This window comes from Chloroflexota bacterium, assembly GCA_020161265.1.
Taxonomy (GTDB): Bacteria; Chloroflexota; Chloroflexia; order Chloroflexales; family Herpetosiphonaceae; genus Herpetosiphon.
The window spans coordinates 985,698-1,008,191 of sequence record JAIUOC010000001.1 but is presented as its reverse complement, the minus strand read 5'-3'; the positions used below and the strand labels follow the sequence as shown (position 1 = coordinate 1,008,191).

Sequence of the window (22,494 nt, the reverse complement as noted above, 5' to 3'; positions counted from 1 at the left end):
TCCGTTCAATGGTCAGGCCTGACCAATAGCGTACACAACAACGGTTTTGTTATGAAACAGCGCTCCGCCTGTTTCAGCAGCAGCAATTTCGCCAAAGCTAAACATACCGACAACTGGCACATCCAAGCCAGCAACCTCGCGAATGCGTTGCACTTCGGTGGCAGCTGCTTCGCCCAACATGGCCAAACGCGAAACACAATCGAAAATAATTAATGCTGCTGGTGGCCCATTCAGCGCAGCCAAAGCCCGTTTGGTGGCGAGTTGAGCAGCGTTGAACAAGGTTTCATGCGAGCCATGCATAATATGTGCGACCACATTTTTTGGCACGCTGGCAATGCATTCGATCGAGCCATCAGGATGGGTGCGCAGTGGGTCACGAATCAAAAATTCGCCATTAATTTGGGGCAAGCCAATCGGATGATCGATCACAAAGCGCCCAAAATTCTCTACCGTCAAATCGGGGAATAGCTCTTGATAGACCGCAAAGGCAGGTCGTCCATCAAGCTCGTAAATAATCGTGCCTTCGCTCCGTGTGACCACCAAGCCTCTTGCAGCAGGCTCCCAGCCATGTTGTACCCCAATTCCCATCGGGGTTGACGATTGCAGTAGACCGACCGCCGCACCATCGCTAATGACCTGATCGTTGACAAATTGATAGGTTTGTTTGAATTGGAAGCTATCGCCAGCGCCGCCGCCAACCAGCGGGCATAATGGGCCGAAAGCAGCGGTCGCATGTTGCACAAAGTCGGTCAAGGTTCCAGCCAAACCATCGACCAACATCAAGGCAGCTTGTTGATTAGTGGGGTTATCTAAAACAGCCTCTAATTGATCAGCCAACTGATCGGCAACCTTGCTTGGATCGGCTTTGACCCCTGCGACAAGGCTCAAATCGAACGTGAGATCATCGGAAGCTAGCGCGAGTAGCACCACCCCATGGGTAAAAGTGCCAGCATTGCTAATAATGCCACCAGCACAACAGCCAATTAATGGCGCTTGTTGGCTGGCTGCGCGAATCCCTTGAACAACGGCGGCCTGATCATAAGCATCGGTGGTAAAGGCGATCAGACAGGTGGGTGAATGGGGGGCAAGCTGCGTGCAGGCTTGCTGGGCGGCGGCGAAACCAGCATCATAGCTGTGCTCAATCTGCGATGCACCGGTAGCTGCGTGTGTCGTCATTGTGGAATACCTCACAACACAAAAGATGCAGTGACTGCTTTGTCGCAAGTGCGGATTAGCTAGGCCTAGGATACGATGGCGAATGGAATGTAGGCAATAAACCGAAGGATTAATATGGGCTGCCTTAGCGGGTGAAAGTGGTTGAAAACGAGGCTCGGTAGTTGCTGAGATTGACTACCGAGCCTCGTTAAAATGGCAATTAACCCTCAAGCTCGTCGGCTAATTCGCGCACGGCTCGTTTGGCATAGAGCCAGACCGTACCAAGTTTGGGGGCAGCGATGGTTTTATCGAAGACCATGACCAGCAAAAATTGCTTGCCAACGTCAAAAATATAGAAATCGTAAATATCGCCTTCGTGCATATACAGGCCGCTGCCTGGGTCGTTATGCAATTGACGGGTATAATCGACCATTGTTGAGAAACTGGTCGCCAACAAGGGCAAAAATGGCGGCAAGGGTAGCGAGGTATGACCTTCTTCGACCAAGGGCACGCCCCAACGGTCGGTCAAAATCGTTGATTGCGCCCCAAGCTGTACGCCGAGATCCTTGAGTTTTGCTACCAAGGGAGCCAAAGTTTCGGCTGTGAGCACCAACGAACCACCGCTACGCAACTTCGAGCCAAACGAATCATCAAAATTCGTGGTTGGCGCAGGTGGTGGCGTTTGTTGCGCAGGTGGCGGGGTTTGTTGGGCGGGCGCGGTTGGCCGCGCTGGCGCAGGTGCTTGGCGGTTTGGTTGTTGGGTCGCAGGCCGTGGACTGACCGGCGGTGGCGCGGAACGTGAAACCGGAGTTGGGCGGGCGCTAACTGGCGGTGGCGCGGTGCGCGTTCGCTGAGGTGGCGCAGTTGGCCGCGGGCTAACTGGCGGCGGCGCTTTGCTCACGCTGGCGGGCGCAGTTGAACGTGCTACAGGAGTCGGAGCTTTAGAAACTGGCGGTGGGCCACCCATCCGCGCTGGCGCAGGTGCTTTGGAAACGCTTGGCGGCGGGGCAAAGCGAGCAGGAGCTTCAGGCTGTGGTTCTGGCTCAGGTTCTGGTTCATAAACAGGCTCTGGTTCGACCGGACGCGGTGGCGGGGCGGCTTGCAAAGCTTCATCTAAAGCATCAAGCACTAACACCGCAGTTAAATTACGGTCGATGAAGCGAAATACTCCCCGTTGCGCCGCTTGTTCAGCAACCTCAGGATTGGCCGAACGTGCCACCAGAATCACCCGCGTGTCGGGCGCAAAATTTGGCACAAGATCAGCCAAATCCAAGCCGCTAAACCCGGGCAAATCATAATCGGCAATCAAGACATCGGGCGCAATTTGCTGCAACTCCCACAACGCCTCGTTGGAAGATTGCAACATAGAAAGTTCGATTTCGCCTGTGACAGCCGTACTCAGCGATTGAAGCACCGGATTATCACCAGCTACCACAAAGACCCTATAGCCCATACAAACTCCTACCTGTGAGGCTAAAGCCCCCGCTGTGGCAGTGCAACCGTAAACGTACTGCCGCGACCTTCTTCACTTTGAACCCAAACATGACCATTATGCAATGCAACGAGCCCTTGCACAAGGGCTAAACCTACCCCAGTACCCCCATACTCTCGGGTGAGTGATTGGGCTACTTGGTAAAAACGCTCGAATATCCGTTGCAGATGGGACTCAGGAATGCCAATGCCTGAATCGCTGACGCTGACAAAGACCCATGGGCCAGGTTGTAGCGTGCCTTTGAAATAAGCATGTTCATAGGGCACTGCTTGAACAGTCTCACACCATGCCCGTACCGTAATCATCCCCTCAGCAGGGGTGAATTTCATGGCATTTGAAAGCAAACTCATCAACACCAAGGCAATTTTGGCCCGATCAGCATACAAGGTGCACAAGGCATCGGGTGGGGTGGCTAATGAAAGTGTTTGCGATTTCTTTTGGGCCAGCCCATGCATTTGATCGATTACTTCATACAATAATTCATCGAGCACAATTGGTTCCACCTGTAGCTCGGTTTGGCGGGTATCCAAACGCCGCAGATGAGTCATATCGTCGATGATTTCTTTCATGCGCTGAGCGCTCTCAACCAAGCGATCAAGATAGGTACGAATTGGTGGCTCGCTGCGCTCTTGAATCACGATGCCATAGCCTAAAACCACCGCTAGCGGCGTGCGCAACTCATGCGACGTGATCGAAATAAATTCACTCTTTAGCCGATCAAGCTCTTGCAAGCGGCTATTGGCTTCTTGCACACGGGTGAAGAGTTGGGCATTATTCAGGGCTGCTGCCGCTTGATTGAGCAACAGCATCATGCCTTCGATCTGAGCACTAGGCAAGGCCTCAGTATAATCAAACAAGGCACTGCCGATCATCGCCCCGCCGACTCGCAGCGGAAAGGTGATCACGTTGTGGTCAGCCTCGGCTAGCTTGAGCGTGGTTTGAATTGGCTGTTGCTGTTGATAGGTTTCTTGCAAAAGCTGCCAACCAGCCTCATTTAATTGGGGATGGCTCGCCTGCCCCATCAACAAACGCGGCGATTCATCGGGTTGCTGCAACAGAAAATAGCCAAATTGACAGCCAATTTCGCTATTGGTGACCCGTACAATCTCGCCACACAATTCGCTGAGCGACAGTGTGCGATTAAAGGCGCTGCTTAATTCAAGTTGATGCACAATCGCTTCAAGCTTGACCTTTTGCAACACCATTGCCCGTTGATGCAGCACTTGAGCTACTGTCAAGCGCATTTCTTCAATTTCGAAAGGCTTGCTAAGATAACTGGTTACGCCCTGTTGAACGGCTTCGCGCAAGGTTTCCAAGGTGGTTTGGCCAGTCATGATGATGACCGCCAAGCCTGGATTCAACGCCCGCGCCTGCCGAGCCAACTCAAGCCCACTCATCTCAGGCATTTTAATATCAGTCAACAACAAATCAAACGCTTGATGGCGCAAATGATCAAGCGCGACTAAACCCGATGTGGTGTCAACAACCTGATAGCCAACATTGCGAAGTGCTTTCGAGCAATAGCGGCAAATCGACGTATCATCATCAACAACAAGGATAGCCGGAGCGCGGCTATACTCAGAGGCTTCGTTAGGTTGGCGTTCGGTCATGGCCAACTACACTCCTCGATCAACCTAGATTGGTAGGATCAGGGTGATAGGGGTTCAAGAGCTGCTGCCGGTAGCAGCGTTTGCTTCCCATCACTAAGGGTTATTTCAACGACATGCGAACGAACACCAGAGGGCAAGAGTTGTGGCAATGCCGGAAAACTGCGCACAGTGCCAACTGTGCCACGATGTGGACCAGCCACAATCCGCGCTGGGCTACCAACTGCCAAGCTGGCTTTCACCACGGCGGCTTGCTCGATGTTGCGTACCCGTGAGAGTGGAATCACCACCCGAGGGCGGCGTTGAGGGCTACGAAGTTGGGTAACGCCTTCGATCAAGGCTTCTTGTTGATCATACGAAGCTAAAACTTTGAACAGCGCTTCGTTCATGGGCTGCACCCCAAAGCCTTCGGTGATCATCAGGGTCAAGCCAGGATCACGGTTGTAGGGCGGGGCTGGTAAGCGCCATGTATTATAGCCTGTGCGCCAAGCATCAAAACCATCATCGCCAAGGAAATCGCGCAGTTCATGTTCTTCGATTCCGCCGACGATCACACCGCGTACCTGTTCATCAATTGCTCGGCGGAGCGCCGCTGCAGTGATGCTGGCTCCACCAATCAAAATCGCGTAGGCTGAACGAGCATCGATCGAGCTAATATCAACTTGTTCCTTGGGATCTGTCACCAGCAAGCGCAGCACGCCAAAACGCTCGCCACCAAGGCCAAAAATGCCCTGAACATATGATGCAGGCGTTTCGATAATGACTGTGCGCGAATCTGGCACTTCCATCACGATCCCACGAACTTGGGCTTTGAGCTCGATTGGCAAAGCATTGGGTGTTAATGTCACATAACCAGTGCTACGATCGATTGTTGTTATTGTACCAGCAACTGGAGCCACCACCGTAGAGCCAGCAATTAACCCCGCCCGCGCCAAAACTTCGCCCTTGGCAACTTTATTACCCTCTTCTTTTTTCATTTTCGAATAAACTTGGGTAGGCAAAACTCCCAGATCACGGGCAATATTAATAATTTGAGGATCAAGTGGATATTGCGCCCGCAACACGATATCATCTGGCTCCACCCGACTACCAACCCGCACCAGCACTTCTCCTTCAACTGGTAGTTGGCGTTCGATGCGTGCAACCGTATGCATGACGACCGGGGCAGCACCATCAGGGTAGTAGTGCGTCATTGGTTGGGTCTCCTACAGGCAGTGGCAACAGGCTGCATTATAGCATAGCCCGGCCCTCTCTACATAGTGGCTTTTTGGCGCTTGGCAAGCCCTTAGATCATTGATCGCAAAGGCTTGCCAAACGCATATTAGCGATTATTCAGTTCGACGCTGCAGCGTAGCAATTCAGCCACGCTCCAAGCTTGCCATGGGCAGCCGCGTGGAGTTATCGGCGCATCACCATCAAAAATTTCGCTCACCGAGCCAATTCCAGCATCGCGCAGGTGATCGGCGAATGGTTGCAGATAACTGCGCGCCTGCTCAACCCCATAGACTTTGCTGATCGCACTGATAAATGGCCCAATCAGCCAGCCCCACGTGATGCCTTGATGATACGAAGCATCGCGGGTTTTTAAATCGCCACCATAGCGGCCAAGGTATTGTGAGTCGTGGGGAGCCAACGAGCGCAAACCATATGAGGTTAAAAGATGGCGGGCGCAGCTATCAACCACTGCTTTGGCGGTGGCATCATCAAGCGGCGAGTGCGCCACCGAAACCGCAAAAAGTTGGTTGGGTCGCAACGCCGAATCATCGCCGTGCGGGCCGTCGATGACATCGTAGAGGTAGCCATGCTCAGCCGACCAAAAACGGCTATAAGCAGTCGCCACCCGTTCAGCAGCACAGCGAAAGCGCTCCACATCCTGATCATTGCCTAACAAGGTGGCAAATTCGCCCAAGGTTCGTAGGGCGCTATACCACAAGGCATTAATTTCAACCGCTTTGCCCTCGCGGGGCGTGACCACCCAATCCTCAAACTTGGCATCCATCCAGGTTAATTGAACATGGGGTTCGCCCGCAGTCAAGAGATAATCATCGGCCACTTTGATTGAGTAGCGGGTACCACGTTCATGCCAATCAATAATTTCGACCAATTTGGGGTATAAATCGGCGACCAATTGAATATCGCCAGTGGCTTGATAAACCGTGCGCAGCGCTTGAAAAAACCAAAGTGTCGCATCGACGGTGTTGTATTCTGGCTCAGCGCCAACATCAGGGAAGCGATTGGGCAACATGCCTTGGCTCAAAAAATGGCTCCACGTGCGCAACACATCAGCCGCCAACGTAGCCCGCCCAGTTGCCATCAACAAACCAGGCAAGGCAATCATGGTGTCGCGGCCCCAATCGCTAAACCATGGATAGCCAGCGATGACGCTCCAGCCTTGCCATGTGCTGCCATCGGGCAATTGTACCGCCCGCCGCACCATAAATTGATCAGCAGCATATACCAGTTGCTTGATAAAATCAGGAGCTTTGTGCAAAAGCCGAGCCTGCTCGAGCAATTGGGCTTGGCGTGCTTGCTCACGCGCCAGCGCCGCTACGCCATCAGTGCTTGGTTCAGCTTCAGTTGAAAATACCAAGGTCAGGCTTTGACCAGGCTGCAAGCTTGCACTAAATCGGCCTGCTTGCAACAATCGGGTGGTATCAGGGTAGCCACGCTCTAATTCTTCACGATAATAAATATCTTCAACCCATGTTGCTGGCTCGGTTTGCCATGTCGCGTGGTCGCTGAGCATACGCAACTGCGTACCAGCAGGCGTGGTCATCAGAACGCCATTGGCCAAAGCGGCAAAATTGGGCTGCCAAGCGGTTTCAACGGTTGTATCGTGATGATCGCGCTCGCTCAATAAGGGGCGTAATTCAAGTTTGATCGGGTCGTTGCCACGCTCATGAGTCAGCAGCAGATAGGTGGTATTAGCTCCATCTTCCATCCAAATGCGTTGGCTGAGCACTGCCTCGGCTAACGCAAACCGTGCAGTTGGAATCGCGCCATCCAACTGCCATGTTTCAAGGTTGCAATGGCCTGCGCTTAAACGGCCATCGCTATATTCAAAGCTGCTCAGCTCATAGGTTTCTGAGCCATATTCAGCGCTGGCTTGCAAGCCACCAACCAACAAGGTACGACCAAGCGGCGGCTCTAAGGCAGCAATCAACAAGCCATGATATTTGCGAATTGGGGCATTGGCCAAGAGCGAACCCATTGCATAAGCCCCTGCCCCATTGGTTACAATCCATTCGCGGCGTAGCGCAGCAGCGGGATGCCCAAGAATTTCACGTCCAAACATAGTGTTATGTCCTGCTAAAATGGTCGGCTATGCCTGCGATTATAGCAGAGCCGCCGCTTGAATTTGAATTTGCTCAGGTCGATAGCTCAAACGAGCTTGTGCGCCATAGCTGATCGTCGGAATCCATGGTAGCAATAATTCCAGCATGCTGGGCGATTGAAAATGCTGAATTTTGGTCGCAGGATGGGGATAGTAAATATAGCCAGTATAGGTTTGATGTTGCCAGAACAATTGACAACTGATAAACGAAAAATCCTCAGGCGGGTGCAATTCAGTCCAATGCACTGCCCGAAAGTGATAATCGGCTTGGAGCAAACGCCACTGCGCAGGCTGAATATCGAAATTAATCGTTGCCAAATGCAAGCCGGTTAAATCCAAGCCTAATGCTGCAAAATAGGGCTGCTGCATGGCGATTGTGCCAGCAGGATAGGGCGATGCGTTCGATTGCCCTGAAGCCACGCCATGCCCTCGCATAACGGTTCCATCGACCCAGATTTGACTCATAAACCCACCGATCGCTGAATGTTGGGCTAAGTTTAAACCAAAACCTAAAAAATCCAAACAGCACCATGAATTCATGGTGCTGTGAAAAATCGAACGGCTTAATTGCACTTATTGGGGTGGGGCAGCATTCATATCCATATAAAAGAATTCCCAAATATGGCCATCGAGGTCTTGAATGGCGCGACTATACATAGCACCCATTTCAATTGGCTCAGCAAAGCTGGTAGCACCAAGCGACAGTGCTTTATCAAACATTTGGTCAACAGCCTCGCGGCTTTCCATCGTTAATGACACTAGCACTTCAGTCGCGCTGCGGGCATCGCTAATCGCCGCAGCTTTAGGAATAAATTCTTTGAATTTGGGATGAGTCAGCAACATAACATAAATTGTATCGCTAATCACAATGCTGGCAGCAGTTTCATCGCTAAATTGCAGATTTTGTTGATAGCCTAAGGCTTTGAAAAATTCAATTGATTTGGGGAGATCTTGCACTGCCAGATTAATAAAAACTTGAGTATTCACGGCGTAACTCCTTACCTACAAACACAATTCACTATACTCAATCCGTTGATGCTGTTTCATCGGCAAAAGCTAAACCCTTGGCTGCTAACGCTTCGCGCAACTGACGAATGCCCTTTGGCCCCATGCCATGCAATTCGCCCAGCTCACGAGCGCTGACTTGGCTCAATTGCGCCAAACTACGATAGCCAGCGTTGTGTAAGGCTCGCAGGGCTGGTTGGCTTAGTTTGGAAGGAAAATCCTCGGTTGATTGTTCAGATGCATTCATCAGCCAAGTACCTTTGCTAATAAAACAAATGTTCTGATATTAGACAGTATAACGATTAAACTTCAAAAAGTCAAGTCATAATTTCATAAAAACAAGCTTTTTTGGGTTAGCAATTTTGGCTAGCGGAATCCATTTTTACTATTCAAACTTTGAGCCAGAGCAATTCATAACTCAATCTCAGATGATGTGCCAAATGAGAGTATACCGATATAGTGATAATTTCAAACGATTCCCTAAATTCGGTTATCATAGTCCATAGATAGAAGCCCTTGCAATGCTTAGCGTTGATATTATGTCTATCAAGATTTAATTCATAGCATTTAAGGTCTACAACGTTCATTTTTACCATTATTAGGATTAACCAAAGGTATTTGTGATGAAATCATATTCGCATACGATTAAACTTTCCCTCGTATTTTTTATAAGCATTATCATCGTATTTGTTCGTGGCAGAACTGCATTCTTATATCCAAATTTATTCGTAGAAGATGGATATTTCTTTAGCTATATGCTCAATAATCATACTATTGATCAAATTGGATTTATGTATGCAGGATATTGTTCAATAATTCCTAATATTATCATTTATCTGTCATTATTTTCACCATTCTTGCCATTATCACCATATCTAATGGCTTTATTTTGTTTATTTAATAGTGCTGCGGCATTTACAATATTTGGTTTTCGTCGATTTCGTTATTTTATTGAAAATGATGATGTTCGATTGATTATTTGTTTAATTATGGTATTACTACCCACTGGTGACTATGTACTTCAAAGTAACACTGTCTATTCTATTTGGAATAGTTTTTTTGTATTACTTCTATTAATTATGATTCCTGTAAGTTCATCAAAGCTAGCGACAATTTTTCAAACGATTATATCATTATTAATAATTTTCTCACATGCGATGGTATTGATTATTGTGCCGTTCTGCATTTATTTCTTATTCAAACGCCCAGCCCTGCGTGATAAAATCTATCATGCAACTCTGATCGCTGGGGTGGCGTTGTATATGCTGACCAGCGTTGAACCAATTAAATCCGAGACATCGTTCGCGCCAATGAATCTTGGGTTTGGGATTCAGCTGATATTTGAACGGGTCTTTTTTGAAGGTATCTTTGGCAATATTTTACGGATTGAATTAAATCAGCACACGCTTTATCTAGCTATGGCGATTGGAATTGTGATTGGGCTAAGTCTCGTAGGCTTAATCTATCGCTGGCGAAGTTATGTGCCAAAGAGTGTGCTGGAACAATTTATTATCATTGGAATTTTAATTGTTGGCATGACGATTATGCCAACGATTAGCCGTAATTTACTGTTACAACGTGAATCGCTTTTGTTTGAGCAATGGTCAGCAAATCGCTATTTCTATGTTCAACAACTCTTGTTCATCGTAGTTGTGCTACAACTTGGTTATTATCGATTTATAAAATCACAAATGTTGCTTGGATCAAGCACTATTAAGCGAATATCCGTCACAACTACCGCAGTGATTGGCTTACTTTGGATTGGTTACTTAAACTATAAACATCGACCAACATTTTTTAATCCACCCGAACAAAGTGGTCGTGAGGTGATCTATTTTCTTAGTTCACTTGATGAACATTTGCATGACCCTGCTAAATCTGCCCAACCAATTAAGCTTGATCGCGGTGTTTGGTCGATTACCTATACTGGTTATGATAGCAGTCAGAAGAAATAAACGAGGAGGTTTTATGCTATAAATGGGCTAATATCAAGCCTAATCACATTCTCGCATAACAATTTGACTATTAATATTTTGAGAGGATCTAATGACTACCAAACGTATAGGCTACTTAATACTTATTGTCTTTATTTTTGGGATCACAGCCAATATAGGTTTTGCTGCCGATAGTGCAATTCGCTACCCAATTGCCGATTTTGAAACCGGCGTTGATCCACGTTGGAGCCAAGCTTCTCCTGCCGCTTTATCAATTAGTACCCCTAGCTTTGCTTGGGCATCCAGCCAACCTGATAATATTAATTACTGGGATATTACTAGTGATCGTGATGATCAAAATGAATATGCCGATCAAATTCTTAATACTACCTCTTTAAATCTTAGCAGTTATGATCGTCTAACGCTCACATTTTACACAAATATTTATGATGGAGGTCAAATTACCTCTGGAAAAGGAAAAATTCAAGTTATTATCCATGATACAAGCTATGGAGATGTTGTTATAGGTACATTGATCAATGGGGCCGCACAACATGATATACATCGGAATGAGTCTTAGTGGGTTGCCAGCCGCTGCCAAAGATCAAATTGATCAGATTCGTTTTCGGATCTATGAAGACTATTTTGGTGCAGTGGCTGCAACTGGCCAAACCCAGCCGAGCGCCCGTATGCAACGAACGCATCTCTATACTATTGGTGCGGAAATAGGCTCAAATATTCCGCATATGACCCTTGCTGATTTTGAGAAGGGCGTAGATCCAAGGGGCGTTCTCTATGCTAATGGCTTAACGACCCAAGGTCCACATTATGCATGGGCACCAGCACAAACCGATAATATCAATTTTTGGGATGTCATCAGTGATAATGATGGACAAAATGACTTTGCTGATTATCATTTGGTACTTGTTCCTCAGAGTTGGCAACCCTATACCCAGTTACGAATTAAATTCTATACAACTTGTACAACTAGTTGTGATGGGAAAATAACACCAATTATTCATGATACTGATGGTGGATACACAAGCCTTGGAACATTTAGTGCTAGCCAACGTGATGCCCAGAATTGGATTACGATTCCGCTAACTGGTGTGCTGAACCGTGATCAAATCGATGATCTAACTCTTCGAGTGCATGAAAGTTATTTTGGTGGTACAACCATTAATGGAGCATCGCAGCGAACTCACGTATATGATATTGAATTACAGAATAATTCATTTTATCAACATCCGCTCGTTCAGAATGATGGAATAGAATATACAGCATTTAGTCGTCCTAATAATTATGATTATGCTCCTTCCATTATGAAAGATGGTAATATTTATAAAATGTGGTGGTGCACTAGCGAGGTTACAGTAATCCCTAATAATACTGATACAGTTTGGGATGTTATTCGTTATGCAGAATCAACCGATGGAATAAATTGGACAATTAATTCAAATATTGTTTTACAAGTTATGAATGATTCTCCAGAAACGAATGGTGCTAAGAGAGGGCATGCATGTGATCCTTCCGTTGTTAAGGTCAACGGGATTTATTATATGTACTATGATGCCGCCGGCCCAACCCAAGAACAATGTGATAAAACAGCGATTCAAAATCTTTGTCCTCTAGGATATATTCAATACAATCAGATTTATTTGGCAACATCAACTAATGGAGTCAATTGGACAAAACGCCTGAATCCTACCACCGGAAAACCACAACCAATTATTGCAAATACCTATCTGCCACCAACACTTTATGGTATTGGCCAGCCAACTGCACTGTATGTAAATGGCCGCTTTTACTTATATTATACCGACAGTGCCAATTGGCAATCGACTCGGCTCAAAATTTCACATAACGGAATATTTGATGATAGCGATGTAGGCTATCAAGTATATTCTGATATGGATCTTGTGCCAACCTATCATAAAGACTATGGTACGTTTATTGCAATGAGTGCTCATGATCTAAGTGTAGCTGCGGGATATCCATTGATAAATCCATTGTTCTTCCATTTTTCTTATAATGGAGTCCGTTGGACAAATGATTATCAAAGTTTTGCTACTGTTGTTGTTGTAAACCCCAGCCAAGGAGCGAATGTGATTCATAATCCAGGAATATTAACTGATCCACATGGACTAACGTCTGGAAATACATTAAAGGTATATTATGGAGGTGGTCCAGATTTACTTACAGATTGGGAAATTAAATATACGAACCTGACACTTCAATAATAAGTAGCACTTAGATGATTTTTAATCCTCACCGTTTATTCGGTGGGGATTATTTTTTTAGTCAATACTATTTAACAATTTATTGCTCATCATTGCCTTGATCGCTGAAGTTAGGCAGATCACGACGCGGTTTATGCTCATCAAGCGCTTCCCACACATTGGGAATGCGGCGGCGACGTTCGCTGCGGGCTTGTTGCTGCTCATCGCCGGGAGTGCTTTGCAAGGCATCCCAAATTGGGCGGCGCAGGCTGCTGGTATGTTTGGGGCGTAAATTGACTTTATAGCGGCGCGGCTCACCCTCAAGCATCAAAACATGCTGTTGTTCAAGCAAGTGCGTGATCGCATGTTCCATTTCGGCAACGCTCAATTGCTCAGCATCGGGCAAATCGGCTAGTGCCTCAACGAGTTTGGCTTCATCAACCTCGCGCTGGCGCAAAATCGCCCGAATCACGGTGCGCTCGGCCAACGATAAATGCTCAAAATCTAAGGAACTAAGGCCGCCACTTGGTTCGGCTGAACTATCCATAAACCAACTCCACAGCTAGAATTGTGCCTTGAGCAACTTAATCGGGGTGCTAAGAAATGCCCGAACATAGCGTTGAGTGGTGACGAGGGCTTCAAAATGGGGCCAATGGCCAGCGTTGGGAATAATTCGCAAATCGGCATCGGGTAATTCGGCGACCACGCTGCTGGCATCGCGCAAGGGCACTGTGTTATCTTCCATGCCCCATAAATAGAGCGAAGGATGGCTAATCTTGTGCAATTGGCCACGCAAATCGTTTTCGCGCATGGCACGGTAGCATTCAGCGCGAATTTGGCCTTGACCTGGCCGCCGCACATCGGCCTTGATGCGTTCATGGGCTTCGCTGCTAATGGCGCTGCGCTCGGCATACGAAGCTGGTTTCATCACGCGGTCGGTAATTCGCCAAATGCGCGTTTCAATCAGCGAAGTTACGCGATCGGCAAAAGGCACGCGCTCCAACACTACCAACGGCCCAAGAAACATATTGATAAACATTGATAAACGCCCGCTGATCGTTGGGCAAATTAGCACCATGCGCTCGATTAGCTCAGGGTGGCGCAAACTCATGGTCAAACTAATCATGCCGCCCATCGAATGGCCAATCAACACCGCTGGTTGATCGGTGACTTGGCGCAAGAGGTCGGCTAATAGATCCGTGTAGGCCACAATGCTGACCGGATCATCACCCTTGGGCGATTGGCCGTAGCCTGGCAAATCGACCGCCAAACAGCGATAGCGCGACAAAATTGGAAACAACGGCGACATGGCAAACCATGAGCTTGACCAGCCATGAATTAACAAGGCCACTGGTTTATCGCTTGCTCCCTCTTCCCACACATGAATCGGTTGATCGTTGACGGTATAGATTGGCATAGCTTGAGCCTCCGCTGGTGGTTAGCTGGTTGGGTCAGGCGGGCGGCGATCACGGCGTTGGCGGGCTTCACGGGCTTTTTCTTGCAAATTACGAAAGAATTCGCTATCAACAATTTCATCGACTTGTTGTTTGCGTTTGCCTTCGTCAACGATAATTTGCAATTCGGCCACTTGCTGGCGCAATTTATGTTCGCGTTCGCGCACTTTGTCGACCATCATAGCAAAAACGCTGGCGAGGGTGGCAACCTCATCACGCAAACGGCTGGTGCTTTCGGGCACTTCTGAGCTATAGTCGCCGTTACTAATTTGCTTGGCAACAGCGGTCAAGCCAATAATTGGCTTGGTTAGACGATGGGCAATTAGATAAATTGCAATTGCCAAGAGCACCGTCACAATCAAAAAGCCTGGAATCAAAGTTTGGCTAATCCGATTGCGTACAGCGGTAACCTCGGCCACACACATATCGACCCCAACTGCGCCAACCGTTTCGCCTTTGGCATTGAAAATTGGCGCGGCCCCAGCAATCCACTGGCCCCATTGATCTGTTGATGGATTGGGATCGATGCTTGGCTCACGTAAACCACGCGCCATATCCGGGGTAAAACCACCAGCCGCCGTAAAATTGGCGTTGATCATTGGGCGAGTATCAGGCCGAATCGTACAGCCATAAGCCGATTCAGTCAGTAATTCTTGTTCGCGTGGAGTAGCCGATTGGCCTGGCGGAATCGCTGCACTCACCACAAATCGCGCTTGATCAGGCTCATTGGGTAGTTGAACGAAGGTATAAATGCCCGAAGCCTTGGGATTGGTCGTTTTGACCTCGCGCAAGTAGGAATTGATTTTGAGATAGGTTGGATCATCAATTTGACCTTGGGTGTACAAGGCGCTATGTTCATCGCCATCGATCCCAGCGGCAGCTGTTTTGGCAATCGCCATTAGATCGGCTTCGAGGTCGGCTTGGGCATTATCAGTGGCATAATTCAAAAACCAGACAAACACCCCAGTTAAAACAATTAAAAACAGCAGGGTAAAAATGGCCAACAAACGCCAACGCAGGCTCAAAAAACGGCTTTTGGGTGCTACGGCTGTCATAGGTGCTGTTCCTTACCGCAACGACGCGAGGGCGTGCTGCACAAAAGGATTGTCGGATTCCAAATAGTAGACATCATGGTAAATCGCTTCAACAATGGTTTGAATGGTCGCCAGATTTAACGCGCTAGGCTGGCTTGGATAAAACACCAAATGCATTGGTTGCGGCGCAATCGTTAGTTGCCGCGCCGCCTGATCATCGCTATTTTTGATCACTGGCGGTTCAATATACTCAACTGGTAGCAGCACTGCTCCATTATTCAGATGAAAGCGCAGACGAGCCTCACGTTCTTGGCGTTCAAGTTCATGCTGAGCATCCTCAACCCGTGTCACTTCGGCGCTATAGCCCAAAACTGCCTCATTGCCACTATACAAGGCATCAAGCGCCAATTGTTGATGGGTGGCCTGCACTAGCCAACGCCCAATGCCCGTGCCGCGTGCCCGTTGATCGATGCCAATAAATGCACCATGGCCAAAATTACGCCGATACAGATAGCTGAACATGCGCACCCCAATTGGCTTACCGTGCTGCTCGATCAACCACAAATGGTCGAGAGTGGCAGGGTGGCTGCGCGAAAATGGCTCAGCATACATCGCTAAAAATGGCTCATAATGGGCCAAATGTGGAAAAATTGTGGCAAATAGCTCTTGCACCAGCCCAATTTCGCTAGCTTCGGCTCCCAAAATTGCCCGCAATTGCATGCCCTTGGGAGCATCGCGATTGGCAAGAGGCGGAATCATCGGCCAACGCACACTATCTTGCAACTTATTCCACAACGGTTCTAATTCACCAAACTGAGCTAATCGCGCCTCAGAACTCGATGCCATCGAGAACGCTCCTTCGTCGAGAGCGCGACAGTCGCCAGTTCAGCAGACTTTTATCGTAAACATGGCGGATACGCCAAGCGGCCCAAAGGCCGACAGCAGTTGCCACCGCTGCAAAGCCAAGATAAATCAGCGTACTAACTGAAGCCGCTAGCTCTCCCAGCCAGCTTGGCAACAATAGCACACTAATCACCCCACACCCAACGATTGTCGCGAATGAATAACAATAGCTATCAAGAAAAACGCTTACGCGCCCGCGCCGCTCGTCGGGAATAATACTCTGAACTGATTTGCGTAATGGTTCATCCCAGCCGCTTTGGGCTAAACGCGCCCCAAATCGACCAATTAACCCGCCGATCAGTGGCTGAACCAGTGCCCCCAGAATACAAAGTAGTAAGACGATAGGTAGGGCGATAAAACCTTGCTTGGGGCTGGTTTTGCTGAGCAAGCGCCCAGCTAACAGCCATTGAAATGCCAAAAGCATCACTACAAAGGCTAACTTATACGAACCATAGACTTGTTGAAAGCGCAACGGATCGGCTGCCGCAATTTGATCAATGCTGCGCAAAAAGTGAAATTCGACCACCGTCAAAGCCAAGCCGGTGGTAAACAACACCAGCGCCAACAAACTAAATAGCGGCACATGGCGAATTACATCGGCTCCCACTTTAAAGGTCTCGCGGATTGATTCCCGTTCAGTTTTGCTTTGACGGGCACGAACTGGGTGTTTATGAAACATCAACCAAACTTGGCCAATGCCTAAAAAGCATAAAACCGCACACAAACCCAGCACCAAACTAGTATTGTGTTGATCGTTGCCAACCAGCCAGGTTGCGATCAGCGCTGCCAATCCATTGCCGAGCAAGCTGCCGATGGTTGCGCCAGCTCCCAGCAAGGGAAACAAACGCTTAGCTTCGGAAGTAGCATAAATATCATTAGCTAAGGCCCAAAACGCCAAAGGGAAAATTGCATATTGCTGTTCGTTCAAAATCGACAAGGCTGGGTAGATCAGCCACGCGGGTGCTTTGAACCAAAATAAGCCTAAAATTGCCAGATAACATGCCCCAAAGCCAGCCAACAGCCGTTGAATTAATTTGACCCGCTCGGTGCGATCGACAATTAAGGCATAGCTCCCAGCAGCAACAATGGTTAGCAGCATACCAACTGGCCAGAGCCACAGCAATTGTTCGGTGCCAAGGCTGCTAATAAAGCCCGCCATGGCTACTACATCGGCAAGCTCAAGCACCAAAGTATTGAGCGCCAATAAGCCCATGAGTGTGAGCACCAAACGCCATTCATTTGGACGTAACTTTAAACCTTGTTCCAGCCGTTTCAACATGCAGCCAGCATCCTTTACGCAAATACAACAATGTCCGAGTTCGATTAAGCGGTCAAGGTTGCAGCCACATTGGTCAAAAGTAGGGAGATTGGATGGTCGGGATGTTCTACCACAAAAATATTCGATGAAGTTCGTTCAAGCAACAAGCTTGCTTGATTGTAATCGGCGAGCAATTCATCGTAGGGCAAGGCCGCCAACACTGGGCGTTGATAAATTTGCTCGATTTTTTGCTGGACTTCGCGCAAATTATAATGCTCAGGAATTTGATTGACAATCAGCACCATTTCGTTGATGCCAAGTTGTTCGGAAATATCGATCACCACGCCTGTACCTTGCAGATCTTGTTCGCGCAGCTGCAACACCAACACCTGAATATCCGAGAAGGCGATTGATGGTAGCGCCGCGAATTGCACTCCAGGCTGCGTGTCGATCAGCAACACATCAAGCCGCAAGGTATTGATCAACAACTCAAAACTATCGCTGAGCAAGCTAATATCATAATCAATTGTGCTGTTGCGGGTAGCAAATGGCACTAAATAGACTTGGCCCTTGAGTGGATGGCGAACCGTGGGATTGAGATTAACGGCGGTCGATTCGATGCCACATTTGCCCCACAGAAAATCATTCAAACTATGGGTAATTGCGCCCTCAGGCAAACCAAACAGCCACTGGATTGAGGGCGAGTGGACATCGCTATCAATAATTGCCACCCGTTGGCCGGCGGCTGCCAAAATTGTCGCAATATTGGCAGTTAATTGCGATTTACCGGTACCTGGGCGAAACGAATGGATGGAAACAATCTTCGGCATAGTTGCCTCGCCCTCATTCCACAAATTACACTAACCGATTGGCGACTCCACGCAGCGATTGGCTTAATGGATGGTCGGGATATTGCAAGACGAAAATGCCAGCACTGGCCAGCGTCATCATCTCGTCGGAATGAGGCAGAACCGCCGCAACTTCGCTATTGTAGGTTTTTTCGACGCGGGCCTTGACTTCGGCAAAGTTGAATGAGGTTGGCACTTTATTGACCAACAAAAACAGCTGCGGCACATCCAACTTATGCGCAACATCGACCGTGACCCCAGTTCCTTGGTAATCTTGCGAATCGGGGCGCAAAATGATAATCAACGAATCGGAGATCGCAATCGAGAGCAAGGTTTCTTCATTCAAGCCAGGGTGGGTATCGATCAACAACACATCAAGGTTAAGTTCTTCGACCAAACGATGAAACCCATCATTCAGCAAGCCCACATCGTAGCCTTCACGTAGCACGCGGGCAATTTCGCCAGCTTTGATGCTCGAAGGAATCAGGAAAATTCGACCTGAGGTCAAGCCTTTGACGGTTGAACTTACGTCATAAGCCGCCTGCTTGATTTCGCATTTGCCCCACAGATAGTCGTTGAGCGAATATTTCATGTCATCTTCATTCATGCCAAACAGCACGTGAATACCAGGCGACATAATATCGGTATCAATTACGCCAACGCGGCGACCAGTTGCGGCGATTAAGCTGGCAAGGTTAGCGGTGGTATTCGATTTACCCGTGCCACCCCGAAATGAGTGGATTGAAATTATCTTCGACATGCAGGTGCTCCTGTAAAAATGGCAAGTGCTGGTGTACACGGAGGGTAACGTGGTTCATCATAGCGCATCATAGCCCAATAATCAACGCGCTTAATACCTACCCATATAGTATGCAATCCCATTAAATAGTATCAAGATATTAAGTTTTGTAAGATTCTCAACAAGGGTGCTGATTCAGTTCAATTCTTTCAATCTCATATTAAAGACGTTGAGCATGGGGTTAGCATGATGAAGTGTTACGAGGCTAGGATATTAAATGAGGATCAGGATGTCTATGGTCTGATCAAACTGGAGTGTTTTGATTACTCGAAGCAACTGCCAAGTAAACGCACGGCATGGGTCAATACGTCCTCAGGGTAGCGGGCAAAACACAGCCGAATATACTTATGCGTTTGATTGGCCTGATTAAGATAAAAGGCTTGGCCAGGGAACATTACAACGCCACGTTGCAAGGCGCGTTGAAACAAGCGCATAACAGGCTGATCGGTTGGCAAACGCAGCCAGCTATAAAAACCACCATCGGCGATTGTCGCATGAACTTCGGCTGGTAAATAGCGTTGAATTGCCTCAAGCAGGGCATCGCGGCGTTGTTGGTAGATGCCCGTAACCCATGCCAATTGTTCGTGATATTCGCCAGCATGCAGATATTCGGCCAGAATTTGTTGGCTAAACGATTCGTTGCTGCCGCTGGTAATGGTTTTCAAGCTGACAAGTTGCTGCTGAAGCAGACCATTGGCGACGATAAAACCAATTCGTAGGCCAGGCATCAACGATTTGGAATATGAGCCAATGTAAATCACATTCGGATCAAAGGCCCGTAAAGCTGGCTGATTTGGGCCAGTTAAGCCTAAATCGCTATAGGTAGCATCTTCGATAATTGGGATGGCTTGCTGATTGGCCCAATTTAACAATTGATAGCGTTGGTCGCTCGCCCAACGCATCCCAGTTGGATTATGGTAATCGGGCACAACTAAAATGAAGCGTGGATGGCTTGAGCCTGTTCGCAAAGCTGCGTTTAAACTTGCCCAATCTGGCCCATTATGGGTAACTGCAAAGCCATTGAGCCGAATACCCGCTTGTTGCAAATTAAGCAATGTTGTATGAAACGATGGTTCTTCGATCAAGCCGTTATCGCCTGCCACTGCCAGCGCTTGCGTTACCAAATTAATCGCTTCATTTGCGCCGTTGGTAATAATTAATTGTTCAGCACTGGTTTGAATGCCATGGCGGGCGAGATCATTGGCAATCGCTTGACGTAATGGGTAAAAGCCTTGGGGATGGGTATAATTCCAAGCAGTTTGCGGGTTGCGGCGGGCGATGCGTTGTTGTAATTGACCAAAGCGTTGGCTTGGAAACATATCTGGAGCGGGCACACCCAAGGCCAGCGAAATCATCCCTTCGGCGTGATTTAAACGCCACAACTCAGCAATCAGCTGATCGTTGGCCAGCACAGGCGTGGTTAATGCTTGTGGTTGGGGTGCTTGTAATGCTTGATCAAACAGGCCTGAGCAAATATAACTGCCGCTACCGTGCAGCGTTTGAATAATGCCGCGTGCTCGGAGTTCATCGAATGCAGTCACCACCGTTGAGCGATGCAGATTTAGTTGCTCGGCCAATTGGCGCGATGATGGTAGGCGTTGCTCAGCTTGCAACTGACCAGCCCGCGCCAATGCCGTAATATGGTCGGCAATTTGCAAATACAACGGGCGGGTTAAGTTGGGGTTGAGCGGAATTGCCAGCATGGAATATTCCTTTTTGATCCACGAAGGAAACGAAGTTCACGAAGGAAGGAACCACGAAGAAGTCGCGGCTATCGACTATTGGCTATTGGCTATTGGACTGTATCTTTTTCTGGCGCTGTCTATTAATACCGATAGATTCTCCGATAGCCCATAGCCGATAGCCCTTATTGCTCTGCGCCTCTGTGTCAAAATCTGATCCCCAGTCCCCAACTCCTATGTTCTATGTTCTATGCTCTATGTTCTCTTGCTACCCGTTCCATTGCCTGCCAAGCCAGCTCAACATCGGCGGTGGTAGTGCGCCAATTTGAGAAGGCTGCGCGAATCGCTGGTTGTCCAGCATAGACGGTTGCGGTCATAAAAACTGCTCCGCTAGCCCGTACTGCATCAAGATAAGCCTGAATTGTAGCGCTATCAGGATTGCACGCCAAACTGAAACAAACGACGTTCATGCGCACAGGCGCGACCAAGCGAAACAACGGTGAATCGCTGATATGGCTAGCCAGCAATTGGGCTAAATCGCAATCGCGCTCAACCATTTCTTGATAGCCAGCCGAGCCATAGGCCATCAGCGTGAACCATGCTGGCAGCGCTCGCCAACGGCGTGAATTTTCGGGCGTGCGATGAAAAAAGCCTGGATTTTCACCAATTGGGCTAAGATAAGCGGCGCTATTATGAAACACCTCAACTTGCAAGGCACGATGGCGGGTGAATTGCATGGCTGAATCATACGGCACGTTGAGCCATTTGTGGGCATCAATCGTCAGTGAATCGGCCTGCTCAAGCCCACGCACTAAATGGGCAAAGCGCGGCGAACAGGCGGCAAAACCACCAAAAGCCGCATCAACATGCAACCAGAAATTGAATTCCTGCTTGAGTTCCGCGATTGCCATAAGATCGTCAAAATCGACACTATTGACCGTGCCTGCATTGGCAACAACGATCGCAGGTTGGTTCGCTGGCAAGGCTTGAAGTGCTTGACGTAATGCTGCGATATCAACCGCCTCGCGTTCGGGCTGCAAGGCGATTGTTTGTAGCTGTTGGCGACCCATGCCCAACATCGACATAGCCTTGTAAATGCTTGAGTGCGGTGCGCCGCTCAAAACTGGAATTGGCGCAAGCCCATACAAACCCATACGGGCAACATCGTGGTTGAGTTGTTGGGCCGCCCATTGCCGCCCAATTGCCAAGCCGACAAAATTGGCCATGGTTGCCCCAGAAACGAATGCGCCACTAAAGCTCGTGGGCAAGCCAAAGAGTTCGTGCAACATGCTGATGGCTTCGTTTTCAACGCGAATTGCGGCAGTTTCGGTTGTGCCACTTGGATTCTGATCGAAGGTGCTGACCAGCCAATCGCCTGCCAGTGCTGCCGGAGTTGCGCCGCCAGTGACGAAGCCCCAGTAACGTGGGCCAGTGCTACCAGTTAATGTATCGCTGTAGCGTGCCAAAAAATGCTCAAGCGTTTGTTCGGCTCCTAATCCAGCGCTTGGCAATTGGCTTGGTTGGTGGCTTTGCGGCGCAACTCCAACCGGACGCTGTGGTAAATCGTGGAGAAATTGTTTGGCAGTGGCAAGGGTCTGGGCTAAAATTTGGTCGATTTGAGCAGCATCGTGAGCTAAAACTGGATGCATTGGGCTACCTCAATTAATTCAGAACTAGCTTGAGCATAGCAAATGCAAGTGGCTTGGTTAAGCACCACTTTAGAGCATTTAAGCCGACCAATTATGATCCACGAAGGACACGAAGTGCACG

Annotated in this window: 20 protein-coding genes; 3 read left to right on the top strand and 17 right to left on the bottom strand. The window is 48.5% G+C overall.

Annotated elements, in window-relative coordinates; all coding sequences use genetic code 11:
- Positions 1 to 12: 12 nt before the first annotated feature.
- From LCH85_03625 to LCH85_03590, 8 genes are all read right to left on the bottom strand, one after another.
- Complete coding sequence (locus LCH85_03625) at positions 13 to 1,176, bottom strand: FIST C-terminal domain-containing protein (protein MCA0351065.1); 1,164 nt, start codon at positions 1,174 to 1,176, stop codon at positions 13 to 15.
- 199 nt (positions 1,177 to 1,375) lie between these two features.
- Positions 1,376 to 2,608 (bottom strand): response regulator, encoded by a 1,233-nt coding sequence (locus LCH85_03620; GenBank protein MCA0351064.1) that lies wholly within the window; start codon positions 2,606 to 2,608, stop codon positions 1,376 to 1,378.
- A 20-nt stretch (positions 2,609 to 2,628) separates the two neighbouring features.
- Positions 2,629 to 4,257 (bottom strand): response regulator, encoded by a 1,629-nt coding sequence (locus LCH85_03615; GenBank protein MCA0351063.1) that lies wholly within the window; start codon positions 4,255 to 4,257, stop codon positions 2,629 to 2,631.
- A gap of 38 nt (positions 4,258 to 4,295) precedes the next feature.
- A complete protein-coding gene (locus tag LCH85_03610; protein ID MCA0351062.1) occupies positions 4,296 to 5,447 on the bottom strand; it encodes a hypothetical protein in 1,152 nt (383 codons plus the stop codon).
- A gap of 128 nt (positions 5,448 to 5,575) precedes the next feature.
- The gene (locus LCH85_03605; GenBank protein ID MCA0351061.1) at positions 5,576 to 7,549 is read right to left on the bottom strand and encodes an amylo-alpha-1,6-glucosidase; all 1,974 of its coding nucleotides are present in this window, start codon (positions 7,547 to 7,549) and stop codon (positions 5,576 to 5,578) included.
- A 39-nt stretch (positions 7,550 to 7,588) separates the two neighbouring features.
- The gene (locus tag LCH85_03600; GenBank protein ID MCA0351060.1) at positions 7,589 to 8,053 is read right to left on the bottom strand and encodes a hypothetical protein; all 465 of its coding nucleotides are present in this window, start codon (positions 8,051 to 8,053) and stop codon (positions 7,589 to 7,591) included.
- Positions 8,054 to 8,161: 108 nt separating this feature from the next.
- On the bottom strand, positions 8,162 to 8,575 hold the full coding sequence (locus LCH85_03595; GenBank protein MCA0351059.1) for a glyoxalase: 414 nt from the start codon (positions 8,573 to 8,575) through the stop codon (positions 8,162 to 8,164).
- Positions 8,576 to 8,612: 37 nt separating this feature from the next.
- Positions 8,613 to 8,840 carry a DNA-binding protein gene (locus tag LCH85_03590; GenBank protein MCA0351058.1) on the bottom strand — a complete coding sequence of 76 codons (228 nt, stop codon included), beginning with the start codon at positions 8,838 to 8,840 and terminating at the stop codon, positions 8,613 to 8,615.
- Between the two features lie 376 nt (positions 8,841 to 9,216).
- Between LCH85_03590 and LCH85_03585 the strand changes: the two genes are divergently transcribed.
- From LCH85_03585 to LCH85_03575, 3 genes are all read left to right on the top strand, one after another.
- The gene (locus tag LCH85_03585; protein MCA0351057.1) at positions 9,217 to 10,548 is read left to right on the top strand and encodes a hypothetical protein; all 1,332 of its coding nucleotides are present in this window, start codon (positions 9,217 to 9,219) and stop codon (positions 10,546 to 10,548) included.
- Positions 10,549 to 10,639: 91 nt separating this feature from the next.
- Positions 10,640 to 11,107: a hypothetical protein gene (locus tag LCH85_03580; protein ID MCA0351056.1), complete on the top strand. Its 468-nt coding sequence runs from the start codon at positions 10,640 to 10,642 to the stop codon at positions 11,105 to 11,107.
- A 4-nt stretch (positions 11,108 to 11,111) separates the two neighbouring features.
- Positions 11,112 to 12,767 (top strand): hypothetical protein, encoded by a 1,656-nt coding sequence (locus tag LCH85_03575; GenBank protein MCA0351055.1) that lies wholly within the window; start codon positions 11,112 to 11,114, stop codon positions 12,765 to 12,767.
- Positions 12,768 to 12,846: 79 nt separating this feature from the next.
- Here the strand turns inward: LCH85_03575 and LCH85_03570 are convergent, their stop codons facing one another.
- The 9 genes from LCH85_03570 to LCH85_03530 all read right to left on the bottom strand — a co-directional run bounded on the left by LCH85_03570 (position 12,847) and on the right by LCH85_03530 (position 22,373).
- Complete coding sequence (locus tag LCH85_03570; protein ID MCA0351054.1) at positions 12,847 to 13,293, bottom strand: hypothetical protein; 447 nt, start codon at positions 13,291 to 13,293, stop codon at positions 12,847 to 12,849.
- Positions 13,294 to 13,308: 15 nt separating this feature from the next.
- Positions 13,309 to 14,163, bottom strand: coding sequence for an alpha/beta hydrolase (locus tag LCH85_03565; protein ID MCA0351053.1), 855 nt, complete (start codon positions 14,161 to 14,163; stop codon positions 13,309 to 13,311).
- A gap of 21 nt (positions 14,164 to 14,184) precedes the next feature.
- Positions 14,185 to 15,255 carry a cell wall metabolism sensor histidine kinase WalK gene (locus LCH85_03560; protein ID MCA0351052.1) on the bottom strand — a complete coding sequence of 357 codons (1,071 nt, stop codon included), beginning with the start codon at positions 15,253 to 15,255 and terminating at the stop codon, positions 14,185 to 14,187.
- 12 nt (positions 15,256 to 15,267) lie between these two features.
- Complete coding sequence (locus tag LCH85_03555; GenBank protein MCA0351051.1) at positions 15,268 to 16,080, bottom strand: GNAT family N-acetyltransferase; 813 nt, start codon at positions 16,078 to 16,080, stop codon at positions 15,268 to 15,270.
- Complete coding sequence (locus LCH85_03550; GenBank protein MCA0351050.1) at positions 16,064 to 17,416, bottom strand: MFS transporter; 1,353 nt, start codon at positions 17,414 to 17,416, stop codon at positions 16,064 to 16,066. The genes LCH85_03555 and LCH85_03550 overlap by 17 nt, the downstream gene beginning before the upstream one ends.
- Before the next feature lie 44 nt (positions 17,417 to 17,460).
- Positions 17,461 to 18,225: a MinD/ParA family protein gene (locus LCH85_03545; protein MCA0351049.1), complete on the bottom strand. Its 765-nt coding sequence runs from the start codon at positions 18,223 to 18,225 to the stop codon at positions 17,461 to 17,463.
- A gap of 25 nt (positions 18,226 to 18,250) precedes the next feature.
- A complete protein-coding gene (locus tag LCH85_03540) occupies positions 18,251 to 19,003 on the bottom strand; it encodes a MinD/ParA family protein (GenBank protein ID MCA0351048.1) in 753 nt (250 codons plus the stop codon).
- A 302-nt stretch (positions 19,004 to 19,305) separates the two neighbouring features.
- A complete protein-coding gene (locus LCH85_03535) occupies positions 19,306 to 20,745 on the bottom strand; it encodes a PLP-dependent aminotransferase family protein (protein ID MCA0351047.1) in 1,440 nt (479 codons plus the stop codon).
- Between the two features lie 227 nt (positions 20,746 to 20,972).
- A complete protein-coding gene (locus LCH85_03530) occupies positions 20,973 to 22,373 on the bottom strand; it encodes an aspartate aminotransferase family protein (GenBank protein MCA0351046.1) in 1,401 nt (466 codons plus the stop codon).
- Positions 22,374 to 22,494 lie beyond the last annotated feature (121 nt).